This is a genomic window from Lyngbya sp. CCAP 1446/10, assembly GCF_026130175.1.
Taxonomy (GTDB): domain Bacteria; phylum Cyanobacteriota; class Cyanobacteriia; order Cyanobacteriales; family Microcoleaceae; genus Microcoleus.
Genome location: NZ_JAIGNI010000157.1, coordinates 1 through 13177, shown reverse-complemented (window position 1 = coordinate 13177; position 13177 = coordinate 1). Strand labels below are relative to the sequence as shown.

Sequence of the window (13177 nt, the reverse complement as noted above, 5' to 3'; positions counted from 1 at the left end):
ACAGATTATCAGTCAGTATATTTTGCAAAAATGACAAAAATTAACGATTAAACAACCTAGATTTAGGTTTTATTGTCCAACTGCTACCTGAGTACGCGCTGTAGCTATCCCGATCGTGAATCGCCCTTTCCCCCATCCCCGTCCATCAACGTGCATCTGCGGTTCAAAAGAGCGATCGACCTTAATCCCAAAAGAGCGATCGCCCTTTCCCCCATCCCCGTCCATCCGCGTGTCTCTGCGGTTCAAAAGTGCGATCGAGCTTACCATGCTGATGCTCTTGATTAGGCAGTAGGGATAACCTGAATCAGCCCCGTATGAAAGGCTGTGTCGTAAGTAATAACAGGCAAATTTTCTAGTTCAGCTTGTGCCATAATCATTCTATCAAAAGGGTCGCGGTGGGCAATGGGCAGGCTGCCAGCGCGGAGGGCATGGGCTGAAGTTATAGCTAATTCCATAAATTGGGATCGGTTGAGGATTTGCGAATATTCCTCGACAATCTGTTTGGCTTCGGGAAGTTTACCTATGCGATATTTGGTGGCTATTTCCCAGGCTGAAACAGTGCTAACAATGATATCAAAATCGGGGTTGCGAATGATGTCCCGGCATTTGGCATTGAGTTTGGGATCGTCAAAGAGCCACCACAGCAGGATATGGGTGTCGATTAGGTAGCTTATTCCCATTGTTCTAGTTCATCTTCTGCTAGGGATTCAAAAAAAGCATCACCGAGTTGTCCCGTCAGTAAACCAGGGGTGCGAGGCTGTGGCTTTTCTCGTCCTAATCCGAGGCGAAAATAGTGAATCAGATCGTAGATTTCTGCGAGTTTATCTTCCGGGATGTCTTGTAATTCTTGAACGATTTTCTGAATTAGCATAAATCAAACTGTCCGATAGTTGCTGATTAATCGATCGCACTACAAGAGTTGCGGCTTAGTCTATTATGGCTCATCCTACAGAGGCACAAGACGGCGACGGGCCCAAAGTGCGATCGACCTTTCCCCCATCCGCCTCCATCAGCGTGCATCTGCGGTTCAAAAGAGCGATCGCCCTTACCATTTCTCACAAAAACTCAACACGCCCAACCATTTCGTCAGGCTTGTACACTTCATAAATCAAAACTAGACCTTCAATGATTTGTCCGATCGAACGAGTCCCCTGCTTACAATAAGCAATACCTGGATGCTCGCTGCTAAGACTAGCGATCGTTAAAAAATCATCATCGTGAGTCATAATTACCCGCTTTTGTTCACAGATAAATGCTAACTGCAATTCGTCACTCTGAGCAAGCAATCGGGCCTCAATAGTTGTTGTAACATCAATTAATCGTCGGCGTAACTCTCGCGCCACCGCCGATTTAACATTTTCATCCAAATGAAAGCGAATGCGTTCACTCACATCTAATTGCCCTCAACTTTTCCTCCAAAGGAGAGGGTGAAATGTTACGCTTCAACTCTTCTACAAAAGCATCTCCGATCGCAGTACGGCGGTCAATTTCTTCTCGATGATCGTAATAGTAAGCCATTGCTGCATGAACCGAAGCTGGCGATAAATTATAATCTCTAGCAATGTCTTCTATGGATTCTCCCATCTTCAGATACATCTGTGCAATTTGTGCTACTGCGATTCGATGACCAGCAATGCGCGGCTTACCGCCAAGCACTCCAGGCGTAATTTCAATATGTTCTGTAATGACTGATTGCTTAGACATAAAGCATTAAAAACTGTTAATTGGTAATGTCGATCGCCTTTTAAGATTAGCACAAACAGACTCAGAGAGATTGCTATTACCATCAAAAGTACAGCTTTCCCCCATCCGCGTCCATCCGCGTGTATCTGCGGTTCAAAAGGGCGATCGCCCGTTCCCCCATCCGCGTCCATCAACGTGCATCTGCGGTTCAAAAGGGCGATCGCCCGGTGCGTCAAAAAGAGATCTCCCCCTTTCCCCCATCCGCGTCCATCAGCGTGCATCTGCGGTTCAAAAGTGCGCTCGCCCGGTGCGTCAAAAAGAGCGATCGCCCATTTTCAATTACTAACCAGAAATCACCTGATTCAGTAAATGAGCCTGAGAACCTTCAAGACGGGGACCATGAATCTGCACCACCATAGAAGCCAAATAATTGCCCCAACGAGCCGCTTTTGTAGCACTCAAACCATTAGTAAGCCCAAACAGAACACCGCCGGCAAAAGCATCACCAGCACCCACAGTATCGATCGCCTTTACGGGAAATCCAGCCACATCCACAATCTGTTTATTCTCCACCACCATGCAGCCCTTATCCCCATTCGTGATAAAAGCCAAATCGGAAATTTCGCTCATTTTCCGAGCACACTCTTCCAGAGATTCCTCCTTGAAAAAACTGCGAACTTCATCAGCATTGCAAAAAATCACATCGCAATATTCCGAAACCACCTTGTGAAAATCATCCGCAAATCGATCGACCAAAAAGCCATCCGAAAAAGTAAAAGCCACCTTCACACCCAGATGCTTAGACTGTTCCATCGTCTCAATACTAGCCTTTCTCGGTTCTGGAGCATCCCAAAGATAGCCCTCAACATAACTATACTTGCAGTGAGACAGGCGATCGACATCAATATCAGTCGCCGCCAGAGTAGTAGAAACCCCCAAATTAGTACACAGAGTGCGTTCCGCATCCGGCGTAGTCAGCACGACACAAGTACCAGTCGGCCCGTTCGACTCAGCAGGATGCACATTAAAATCAATCCCCGCCTCCAGCAAATCTTTGCGGTAAAATTCGCCGTTAGTATCCTTAGCAACCTTCCCAGAATAATAGCCTTTACCGCCACTCTGAGCCAAACCAATCATCGTATTAGCCGCAGAACCCCCCGATCGCATTTGCAGCGAAGTGTGTTCCAAATCGTGCAAAATGCCCCCCTGGGTTTCCGAATCCATCAGCGTCATCCCGCCACGATTCAGCCCGTGCTTGACCACAAAATCATCTTCGACTAATGCTAAGATGTCTACCAGGGCATTGCCCACGCCAAACACATCCACAGAACCGGATTCTTGATTGTTTTCTGTCATCACTAATTTTTGGTTTACGCTAACTATCAACTCTATAATAAATCGGCTTCAATGCAACATCTAAAATCTAAAATCCAAAATCAATATGATTGATACTTGTCTCCCAGCTCTGATTCAGCAAATGTTACAGCCTGGGTTCTACCCCCACAGCGTCACAGAACCAGTGCAGCTAATTCAGACTCACATTTCCTTTGTCCTGCTGACAGGAGATTATACTTACAAAATCAAGAAACCAGTCGATTTTGGCTTTTTAGATTATTCAACGCTGGAAAAACGGCAGCATTTCTGCACCCAAGAATTGCTGATGAACCGACGCACAGCACCGGAAATTTATCTAGAAGTTTTGCCAATTATTCAAAGCGACGATAAGTTTCACTTTGGCAGTAATTCACCTGAGATAACTCCAGCAGAAGTTGTTGTAGAGTACGCGCTGAAAATGCGGGAATTTCCTCAAGATTCGCTGTTGCTCAGTTTGTTGGAACGCGGACAGTTGACGGAGCAACTGATGGCAGACTTAGGGCGGGAAGTTGCCAAGTTTCACAGCACGGCAATTAGTGATAGCTACATTCGCACATTTGGCGAAGTCAGTCAGATTCGCACAGCAATAGATAACAATTACCTGATTTCCCAAAAATATATCGGCGGGCCGCAGACTCAGACACAATATCAGGAAACTAAAGATTATACTGATGCGTTTTTTGCCGAAAATCAAGAGTTGTTTAAGCAGCGGATAGCTAATAATAAAATTCGCGAATGTCACGGAGATTTACACTTGCGGAATATAGCATTGTGGCAAAATAAAATATTGCTGTTCGACTGCATTGAATTTAACGAGCCTTTTCGCTTTGTTGATGTTATGTACGATATTGCTTTTACAGTCATGGATTTGGAATCGCGGGGGCGCAGAGATTTAGGCAATGTTTTTCTCAATACTTACATCGAACAAACTGGCGATTGGGAAGGACTGCAAGTTCTGCCGCTGTATTTGAGCCGTCAAGCTTATGTTAGAGCAAAAGTAACTTCGTTAATGTTGGACGATGCCTCGGTTTCAACTGATGAAAAAGCACAGATTTTACAGACAGCCGCTCATTACTATAAATTAGCTTGGGAATACACAAAACCGCGCCGGGGAAAGTTAACTTTGATGTCTGGTTTATCTGGTTCTGGGAAGAGTACGGTGGCTCGATATTTGGCAGCCCGCACAGGTGCAATTCAGATTCGATCCGATGCTGTTCGCAAACATTTAGGCGGAATTCCTTTAAATGAACGCGGCGGACAAGATTTGTATTCGGATGAAATGACAGCGCAGACTTATGGTAGATTGTTAGAGTTGGGTATGGTTCTGGCTGACCGAGGTTGGGATGTGATTTTAGATGCTAAGTTCGATCGCCAAAACTTGAGAACCGATGCGATAAATCTGGCTCAATCCCACGGCTTGTCCTGGCAAATCGTTTACTGCACCGCACCAATTGCTGTATTGCGAGAACGGCTGCAACAGCGCCGGGGCGATATTGCCGACGCGACAGCAGAACTATTGATCTCGCAGCAAGCAGAAGCAGAACCTTTTACAGAATTTGAGAAAATTTCTGTAAACATTATAGATACCGCGCAAGACTTAGAGGTACAATTAAACTTGATTTGTGGGGAGTAGTTGCACTGCGATCGCCCTTGCCAAATTCATTGTCTGCTAATATTGTCAATATCTTTCTGTATTATTACAAAAACAACTTGCAGCTCATGGCAAAATTTAACGGAGACTCCAAGGGGTTTAACCCCGCGATAATCTGGTTTGTGCTGTTTACCGTTGGGTTTCGCTTAGTAGGATGTAGTCTGCCCATAAGTCTAGGCCTTGGTGTCCTCGGCGGCGTGGCAGTAGGTTTAACTGTCGCTTGGTGGCACAACGAACTACTACTCAACCCGAATACAGGTTCTCAGGATAAAAAATCTGATGCTATCCTCAACAAAGAAGTAGTGGAAGTAGACGGGCATAAATACAAAACCTCCCGGCGTGAAGCTACTTCATTCTTGGACTGGCTGTCAGAACCCGAAGATCGCCGATAGCACCAAAAAAAGTTTTTAATATTGAGTTTTGCTCTGGCAGTTAAAGAGTTCAAAATTCACAACTCAATAATAAAAAATAAAACCTGCGTTAACAGTTGACAGTTGACAGTTGACAGTTGACAGTTGACAGCGAAGTTTTGAGGCTGGGGATTTAAGCCCCCGACTAAAAACAATCCACCTAAAGGTGGGGGCTTAAATCCCCTGTGCTTTGGTCAACCAAATTACTACTTACCGATTACCCATTCCCGCTAACGAGCAATTTGAATTACTTGCTGAATGTTTCTATTTTTGTCTAAACTTCTGCCGCTATTGATTTATCCTTTGGGGTTGAGTTGCCTGTTAATGATAGCAGCTTTAATCACACTTTGGAAGCGTCCAAAATGGGCGGTGGCGCCAATGGCTGGGGCTCTAATTATTTTACTACTCGGAAGTAGCGGTTGGGTGTCAAAATCCTTAGTTCGATCGCTCGAATGGCAAAATTTACCAACCGCCGAACTCCCCCAAGCTGAAGCGATTATCGTCTTGGGTGGCGGTGTCAAAGCAGCCCTAGCACCCCGTCCTTGGGTAGAATTGGGTGAAGCGGGCGATCGTATAATATACGCTTCCCGACTGTACCGTCAAGGCAAAGCTCCCCTGTTAGTCCTCAGTGGTGGCAGAGTAGACTGGAAAGGTGGGGGCTCTCCCGAATCGGCAGATATGGCAGAAATTGCCCAAACAATGGGCGTACCGGCATCAGCAATTCTGCAAGATCCCGATTCCCACAACACCTATCAAAATGCCGTCAACGTGCGGCAAATCTTAGATACTAAAGGCATCAAAAAGCCCGTTTTGTTAGTGACATCGGCGATGCACATGACTCGATCCCTCTTAATTTTTAAGCGTCAGGGAATAAAAGTAATTGCAGCGCCAACCGACTTTCAGATAACGCAGCAGAATATCGCAGCATCTCAAAGCAACGGGCTAGGATTCGCGCTGGACTTATTGCCTGATACCTATTATCTACATCAGTCAACTAAAGCCTTGAAAGAATACATCGGCTTAATCGTCTATCGGCTGCGCGGATGGCTTTAGCAGATTTTAGATTTTAGATTTGGGATTTTAGATTGAATATCTTAAGCTAAGAAGCAAGTTCGGCAGCGGATTGTGTAGCGGGTGTAACGGATGCAAGAATTCCCACTGTCAACTGTCAACTGACAACTGTCAACTGTCAACTGTGTTAGCTTAAAGTCATTACACCAATATTTGCCACAGTCGCCCCCAAACAGTTATGTTGCCCCACGAGCTACAAAACATTGTCCCAGAACCGACTCCAACGGCCGAAATTTTTCAGAGACACCAAGTTGTCCGCGAGTTTTACGACGAAGTTAAGTACCGTCAAGAATTTGAGCTTTATTGCCAGTGGTATTATGCTACAGCCAAGCAGCACCAGCAGGAATTGCAGAAAATGCAGGGAGATTTGAATATCTTCGCTTGGTTCCGTCGCAGACAGAAAAGTTAAGAATTAAAAGCATTTCCCTTCTTCCATCCACCCGTTACCAGAAAAAATTGGTTTAAAGCCTGTCTCTAAAAAGGAGAAATTAAAAGAAGACGATTCATTACTCAATCCTCTTCCTTCTAGGTAGAGGTCGCCCTCATCTGTCAACTGTCAACTGTCAACTGTCAACTGAAATCCCGTACATTGCGCGTGGCCGAACTTCCTGCTGCTATAGTAACGGCAGCGTTACCATGCAGGTTGTGCCAAGGCCGACTTCACTGGTAATTTGAATAGTGCCTTGGTGTAAGTCAACGCATTTTTTGACCACGATCAATCCCAATCCTGTGCCAGGGATGGTTCGGACATTTTTGCCTCGGTGAAATGGTTCAAATAATTGCTTTCTATCTTCAGGAAAAATGCCAATTCCTCGATCTTGAACCTGGAGGATAACTGCGTCTAACTGAAACTCTAGACCAAGATGAACATTGCCTCCTTTCGGCGAATACTTAATCGCATTGGATAAGATATTAGATAGAATAGAAGACAACAACCTTTCATCCAAACAAACAGGAATGGGATTTCCTTCACAGGTAAACGTCAGGGTATACTGACTGGCTGTACTGAGCCGAATTTCTTCGACAAATTGATGGCAAAATTTGTCTAAAACCAAAAGTTTTGGATTAAATTCTAGTTTCCCAGTTTCGGCCCGATTGATGGTTAAAATATCATCGAGCAACTGCACCATATTCCTGACAGAATCTTGAATTCGATGCAGGTTTCTCAGTCGCTTTTCGGAGTCATTCCATGCGCTTGGACTGTTTTCTAGGACTTGAGCTGCTGCCAGAGCGGTACTTAGTGGGGTGCGAAATTCATGGGATGCCATTGAGAAGAAGTGGGTTTTGAGAATACTGAGTTCTTTTTCACGCTCCAGCGCTAACCGAATTTCATCGAGTCGTTTTCTTTCGGTGATATCACGAGCATTGACTATAATTTGTGTGGTAGCGGCATTGTCTATAAAAGGCTGGCTAATCGCTTCCAAGGTTCTCCAAGAGTTATCTTTGTGGCGATATCGGAACTCAAGAGGAGGGCTGATTTCTGCACTTTGAAGAGTATTGGTGAGGCTGTGGTATGTAGTGGCAAAATCATCTGGATGAATTGGTTCAAATATTTTATTGCCCACGAGTTCAGAGACTGGATATCCTAAGACTTTTTCTACAGAAGGGCTGACGTAGTGGATGGTGCCATCTGTATTGAGAATCATAATGATGTCTAGAGCATTTTCAATTAGCGATCGAAATCGTTCTTCGCTATGTCGCAGGGCTTGTTCTGCTTGTTTTCGTCCGGTTGTGTCTCGCTGTATGGCGATCCAGTGAGTATACCAACCTGTGCGATCGGCTACGGGGACAATGCTGAATTCATTCCAATATTCGGAGCCATTTTTGCGGTAGTTAATCACTTCAACGGTGACTGATTCCCAACGGGAGAGGGCGCTCCGAATTTTGTCTAATTCTGCGGAATCGGTTTTTGTACCTTGCAAAATCCGGGGTGTTTTGCCCAGAACTTCCTCTGGGCTATATCCGGTGATCTTGGTAAATGCTTCATTGACATAGATAATGCGCAGGCCAAGTTCGTCAATCGGTTCGGCTTCGGTAATGACGACGGCATCATTTGTGTTGACGACAACGGACTGGAGTAGCCGCACCTGTTGTGCCTGTTGGTTTTGTTCGGTAATGTCGGCAATCACTGCGACAATGCCGTCAATCTGATTTTCACTATTTTTTAAGGGGGCAGCGGAAAATATAATGTCGATCGCACTACCGTCTTTTTTGTGGCGGCGCAGTTCGACTCTACTATATGTGATTCCTTGCAAAAGATTGCTGCGGAGGGTGGAATAGTCTTCTAAGGGATCGTCGATAAAAATTGGGTTGGGATGGTTGATGACTTCTGCTTCAGTCCAACCAAACATCTGTTCGGCGGCAGGGTTCCAAATCTTGACGTACCCCTCTATATCCAGTGTGAAGATAGCGCGAGGAGAAGCGGTAATCAGGGTTTGTAGGGTGTGGTTGGTGTGGCGCAGTTCTACTTCGGTGCGCTGTCGTTCGCCAATTTCGGCTCGCAGGGCGACGTTTGCGTGAGCTAATTCTGCGGTGCGTTGTTGGACGCGCTGTTCTAGTTCGGCGTTGAGTTGTTGAAGCTGTTGGTATAATTCAGACTGTTGAATGGCGATCGCCACCTGCGTCGCTAGTTGCTGCATTAACTCCAATTCCCAGGTTTCCCAGGTGCGCGGGCGATCGCATTGGTGAGCAATCAATAACCCCCAAAGATATGGTACAGAAGGATTTCCCTCAACCTCCCGATGTTCTTGGATGATGGGGACAACTAATTTGGCCTTGACTCCAAATTGTTGAACAAAATCAGTCAGACAAGGTTCGATATCGGCTTCTTCAATATTGGCAATCAGACGGGTTTTTCCTAGAGAATAAGCTTGATGGTACTCCCTGGGAAACACTTCTGCTGGGAAGGATCTTCCTAAAATGACGGGATAAGGGGGTAACACTGTTTCGTTAATGGCGCTGCCCGTTCCGTCTGGCCACAGGCGGTAAATGAGAACGCGATCGGCTTCCAGAAAGCGCTGCACATCTGCCACAGTCGTTTCTAACACTTTTTCCAAATCCAGAGACTGGCGAATGTGTTGAGCAATTTGATTGACTAACCGTTCGCGATCGGTTTGCTGTCGCAGCACACCTTCTGCCCGTCGCCGTCGGGCTACTTCCTGTTTGAAATAAGGGCAAATCACTACCACAAGTAAAATACCGATCGCAACTATAAAAATGTTACTTAGCATAGAAAATGGTTGCGTAATTCCTCTAAAAATCAGGATGCCACCAACAGGAAACAATAATGCTGCAACAATGCTAACCAGTGTCAGCCAGATCAAGAGCTGGGATCGAACCTAGTCTGGAAACTACCATATTTAAACCAGTATTGCTTGAGGTTGTGACAAGGGGTATGCAAACTGGCTTTGGCACGATATAGAATGACTTGACGGTGATCGCCCATCCAAATTTTGTCGATCGGCTGAACCGAGATTAATGTTCCTCCTAAAGCCGTAATCGACTCTGTAAATCGCTCAATAGCGCTATAGTCTATAGTTTCAAAGATGTAAAAATTGCCAGAACAAATTAAATGACGGCTGCGAATCCAGCATTGCAACTTTTTTTCGGCTTGTGGTGGCAACATTCTAATACGATTGAGTGTAATACTCATGGTCGATCGGAAAAATGTGATGAGGATTTCAGATTTAATTTTGTCAAGCCAGTTGATCGATATAGTTGACATTCTCCCGAATTGGTTATGCTAAATTAGGGATTTTTTTTAAGCATCTCAAGATGATGTAATACCAGTTATCCAAAATTATACATTAATAACGGTAGGTCGATGCTAGGATATCGACCCAACGAAGTAGATTGTAGCATTCTTTTTGGGAACTGGTATAGCATCAATTTTTTTTCCAATTTTTTGGAGATTTAGAGATAGCTGAATATATTTAGAGAGGTTAGAAAAAACTCCCTAAATATGACTTCAATCCATCTATTAAACCTCTTATCTTTGTTGGATTTAGATAATTTCGGTGATGCTCACAATTTTGCCAGAGGTGCGATTGATCCGCTGAATTTGCGGACTCATATTGTCTCCTGCCACAATGTATGTCGTGTTACTGCGGCGCCGAGGTCTGTCGAACTTTGACCCTGTTACCACAATTTTGAACATTTTTTCGGGTGCGGCATAAGCGCCTCCTCGACTGGTTGATGGCTTGATGACGTTGGCGCTGTTGGTGGCAACTGCGTAGACTAACTGAGATGCTTTGACGGCACTGTCGATTTGGGCGAAACCCCGATCGAGCAGCGACATCCGGTTGTAACCTAGTTGCTTGGTATTTGCTTCGCTGCTTCTGCCTCGGTAATAGGGCACAACGTTTTCACCAAAAGCGGTTTGATACTCGTCGCTGTCGAGATATGAGTCAATTTCGGCATCGTAGCCTTGCTCAACACAGCAGATAATGTGTTCAGAAATTTCTGTTTGATCTTGGGGCGCACGACCTAGCAGGTGCAGGAAATTGAGTTCGACAAATCGGTAGGGAGCGCACTTTTGAAAATAGCGAGTGCTGTAGAAATCAGATTTAGCGACCAATCGCACAAATTCACGGACGGAGATGCTGCGATCGCTCAATTGAGATTCCGCACTTACAAACCGTTCGCTTTCCATCACATGGGGATTACCCAAAACCTGCTTGTAGACGGCGCGAATCACAGCTTGCACCTCATCTACACCGCTGGTTGGCCACAGTTCACATTTTGTCGAATCTGTCATTGCAATTAATCTCCTTTACAGATAGTTGGTAGTACAGCACTTACACGCATTTCGTTAAAAACCGGGTTTTTGAGAACCCTTTGTTACAGCCCACTTCAAAGGGAAAAATCAGTTTTATGAACGTTTTGATGCGTGATTCTTGATAGTTTTAGGTCAGAATTTGACCAGAATTTGACTACACAGAGGTGATACTAGCGATCGTCCCGCCTTGTTTATGAATCCGTTGATAGGTTTCGGAGAGCTCGTTAAACGACACCAGGTAAACTTGGTTGCTGCGGCGAAACTTGGAAATCCGATTCACCACATTGGCGCGATAGCCGGTAACTTCAATGCGGTAGACTTTCCCGTTTTCATCCGATCCAGCGCCATGACGAGTCCGAGCACTACCGGAGGGATTGCGGAATGTCGATCCACTGCTGGCTGGAGAAATTACGGCGGTTGGAGTGTTCTGAATTACTAGGGAATTCAAACGTGGACTCTTACCTGCCAGATTGCCCTTCAAGCTGCTGCTAGAAGCACCTCGCACCAACTCGAAGGTATGGGTAAACTGCACCATGCTTTGGCAAGCTTCGGTTTTGTATCCCCGGATGTAGGGAACAATGTCATCTCCAAACGTATTCTGGTATTCATCGCTATCGAGATAAGAATCGATCTCAGCCTCAAAGCCCTGGGTATCCAGAATGGTACTTTTGCCCCGCATTTCTTCGAGATCCAGGGGAGGGCGACCAAGTAGATGTCTGAAGTTGAGTTCGATCGCTCGATAACGAGCACAACTGTCGAAAAATCGCGATCGATACAAGTCAGACTTGGCTACCTGCCGCACAAACTCCCGTACCGTTAGTTCATCGCGTTTAAACTGCGACTCAGGAACGGTGAGACGTTCGCTCTCCATGACATAGGCATTTCCCAAAACTTGTCGGTACACTGCCTGAATGATGCTTTCAAGGTCTTCATTTGAGTTGCCTGTAACCCGCTCGATTGGTGGGGTTTCATCAAACAGGCTGACTCCCAATCTTGAAGCTGGTCCAAAAGCCATGTAACACTAATCTCCCAAATTAACTATCAAGTGGGTGGGAGAATTTACCCCATCCAAGTGCTGATGCCACCCAGAATTACATATAATAAGTAAAGAAATGAGTCAGAAAATGGTAAAGAAATCGGAAAGATTGTCAATAAGTAATAAATTGTGATTTTTTGCAATATTTGTTAAGAAAGCTTTTGTCAATGATTTCTGAGCGTCCCTTGGGTCAAAACTTGTTGACATCTCGATCGCAAATCGGTACAACTTGGGGCCCAAATGCGAATAAGATGTTGAGGAGCCAGCCATGCCGATCGCCTTAGCCCTATTTACATTAGGTCGATCGGGTTCGCTAACTCAATCTTTTCTAAAAGTCAACTAGAACAGCAGGATTCCCCCACCATACCGCCTCGGTTGGTGGCGGGATGAATGCGGGTGAGGCTTGCGATTGTACCGCATATTAAATCGATCAGCGTAACGTTCGACTGCTAGCGCGGTGCATGAGTGAACGAACAAGATTTGTAACAAGGTAGTTATCTGATAGTTTCACGAGTTATACTCATCTCACAACCTAGTGAAACCATGAACCAAGTTATCACCGCCAAGTTAAAGCTGAATCTCACCGCCGAACAGAAGTTGGCGGTGCGCGATACTGCGTTGGCTTATCGTGATGCCTTGAATTATACTGCTATGGTCGCTTTCGGCGACAGCAGTTCGAGTAATGGTACTAAGTTGCAAAAACTCGTTTACAACCACCTGCGCTCCGAGTTTAAATTAGGCGCACAGATGGCGTGTAACGTTCCTAGACAAGTGGCTGCAACCTTTAAATCTTTAACAACAAAAGTTAAGCAGAACAACGAAGCTATTAAAAAGGGATACACCAAGAAGCGCTTTAAAGGGCTTGATCAAGCTCCAAAATACGCATCTCGGACTGTAACTTTGAATTATCAGCGAGACTACAGGTTCAAATCTGACCAACAAGTCAGTATTGGAACGCTAAACGGTCGTATTGTCGTGCCTTATGAAGGTTGGAACAAGCATTTAGACTTGATCAAGGTCTGTCCTAATATTGGTGCAGCAAAGATTCTCTACCAGCGTTCTTCCAAGACTTACTATTTAATGGTAAGCCTTGAAATTGAACTGCCAGAAATTAACCCAACAAGTATCACCCGAATTTCCGGTGTAGATGTGGGAATGAGGTATCTGGCAGTAGA

Annotated in this window: 16 protein-coding genes and 1 pseudogene; 6 read left to right on the top strand and 11 right to left on the bottom strand. The window is 45.2% G+C overall.

Annotated elements, in window-relative coordinates; all coding sequences use genetic code 11:
* Window positions 1-69: 69 nt before the first annotated feature.
* Genes K4039_RS29070 through K4039_RS29045 form a run of 6 tightly spaced genes read right to left on the bottom strand, consistent with a single transcriptional unit; the run spans window position 70 to window position 1704 of the window.
* Window positions 70-267 (bottom strand): hypothetical protein, encoded by a 198-nt coding sequence (locus K4039_RS29070; RefSeq protein WP_265239995.1) that lies wholly within the window; start codon window positions 265-267, stop codon window positions 70-72.
* 14 nt (window positions 268-281) lie between these two features.
* Window positions 282-680: a type II toxin-antitoxin system VapC family toxin gene (locus K4039_RS29065; RefSeq protein WP_265239994.1), complete on the bottom strand. Its 399-nt coding sequence runs from the start codon at window positions 678-680 to the stop codon at window positions 282-284.
* Complete coding sequence (locus K4039_RS29060; RefSeq protein ID WP_265239993.1) at window positions 671-871, bottom strand: hypothetical protein; 201 nt, start codon at window positions 869-871, stop codon at window positions 671-673. Before K4039_RS29060 ends, K4039_RS29065 begins: the two co-directional genes overlap by 10 nt.
* A gap of 26 nt (window positions 872-897) precedes the next feature.
* On the bottom strand, window positions 898-1059 hold the full coding sequence (locus K4039_RS29055; RefSeq protein WP_265239992.1) for a hypothetical protein: 162 nt from the start codon (window positions 1057-1059) through the stop codon (window positions 898-900).
* Window positions 1056-1391, bottom strand: a complete 336-nt coding sequence (locus tag K4039_RS29050) for a DUF5615 family PIN-like protein (protein WP_265239991.1) — start codon at window positions 1389-1391, stop codon at window positions 1056-1058. Before K4039_RS29050 ends, K4039_RS29055 begins: the two co-directional genes overlap by 4 nt.
* Window positions 1384-1704: a DUF433 domain-containing protein gene (locus K4039_RS29045; RefSeq protein ID WP_265239990.1), complete on the bottom strand. Its 321-nt coding sequence runs from the start codon at window positions 1702-1704 to the stop codon at window positions 1384-1386. The genes K4039_RS29050 and K4039_RS29045 overlap by 8 nt, the downstream gene beginning before the upstream one ends.
* A 70-nt stretch (window positions 1705-1774) precedes the next feature.
* On the opposite strand from K4039_RS29045, the gene K4039_RS29040 reads away from it, so the two are divergent.
* The gene (locus tag K4039_RS29040; RefSeq protein WP_265239989.1) at window positions 1775-2029 is read left to right on the top strand and encodes a hypothetical protein; all 255 of its coding nucleotides are present in this window, start codon (window positions 1775-1777) and stop codon (window positions 2027-2029) included.
* Here the strand turns inward: K4039_RS29040 and K4039_RS29035 are convergent.
* On the bottom strand, window positions 2026-3039 hold the full coding sequence (locus tag K4039_RS29035; RefSeq protein ID WP_265239987.1) for an adenosine kinase: 1014 nt from the start codon (window positions 3037-3039) through the stop codon (window positions 2026-2028). The two genes, K4039_RS29040 and K4039_RS29035, sit on opposite strands and share 4 nt — an antisense overlap.
* A gap of 85 nt (window positions 3040-3124) precedes the next feature.
* On the opposite strand from K4039_RS29035, the gene K4039_RS29030 reads away from it, so the two are divergent.
* From K4039_RS29030 to K4039_RS29015, 4 genes are all read left to right on the top strand, one after another.
* Window positions 3125-4690: an AAA family ATPase gene (locus tag K4039_RS29030; RefSeq protein ID WP_265239986.1), complete on the top strand. Its 1566-nt coding sequence runs from the start codon at window positions 3125-3127 to the stop codon at window positions 4688-4690.
* The gene (locus K4039_RS29025) at window positions 4678-5100 is read left to right on the top strand and encodes a hypothetical protein (RefSeq protein WP_265239985.1); all 423 of its coding nucleotides are present in this window, start codon (window positions 4678-4680) and stop codon (window positions 5098-5100) included. Before K4039_RS29030 ends, K4039_RS29025 begins: the two co-directional genes overlap by 13 nt.
* A gap of 276 nt (window positions 5101-5376) precedes the next feature.
* Window positions 5377-6171: a YdcF family protein gene (locus K4039_RS29020; protein ID WP_265239984.1), complete on the top strand. Its 795-nt coding sequence runs from the start codon at window positions 5377-5379 to the stop codon at window positions 6169-6171.
* Window positions 6172-6367: 196 nt separating this feature from the next.
* Complete coding sequence (locus K4039_RS29015; protein WP_265239983.1) at window positions 6368-6598, top strand: hypothetical protein; 231 nt, start codon at window positions 6368-6370, stop codon at window positions 6596-6598.
* Between the two features lie 205 nt (window positions 6599-6803).
* On the opposite strand, the gene K4039_RS29010 is transcribed toward K4039_RS29015, so the two are convergent.
* The 4 genes from K4039_RS29010 to K4039_RS28995 all read right to left on the bottom strand — a co-directional run bounded on the left by K4039_RS29010 (window position 6804) and on the right by K4039_RS28995 (window position 11981).
* Entirely contained in the window at window positions 6804-9419 is a 2616-nt protein-coding gene (locus K4039_RS29010; protein ID WP_265239982.1) for a PAS domain S-box protein, read from the bottom strand.
* Between the two features lie 89 nt (window positions 9420-9508).
* Window positions 9509-9913 (bottom strand): CpeR family transcriptional regulator, encoded by a 405-nt coding sequence (locus K4039_RS29005; RefSeq protein ID WP_265239981.1) that lies wholly within the window; start codon window positions 9911-9913, stop codon window positions 9509-9511.
* A 279-nt stretch (window positions 9914-10192) separates the two neighbouring features.
* Complete coding sequence (locus K4039_RS29000; RefSeq protein WP_265239980.1) at window positions 10193-10945, bottom strand: phycobilisome rod-core linker polypeptide; 753 nt, start codon at window positions 10943-10945, stop codon at window positions 10193-10195.
* 175 nt (window positions 10946-11120) lie between these two features.
* Window positions 11121-11981: a phycobilisome linker polypeptide gene (locus tag K4039_RS28995; RefSeq protein WP_265239979.1), complete on the bottom strand. Its 861-nt coding sequence runs from the start codon at window positions 11979-11981 to the stop codon at window positions 11121-11123.
* Between the two features lie 564 nt (window positions 11982-12545).
* On the opposite strand from K4039_RS28995, the pseudogene K4039_RS28990 reads away from it, so the two are divergent.
* Window positions 12546-13177, top strand: a pseudogene (locus K4039_RS28990) (RNA-guided endonuclease TnpB family protein); the annotation flags it as partial.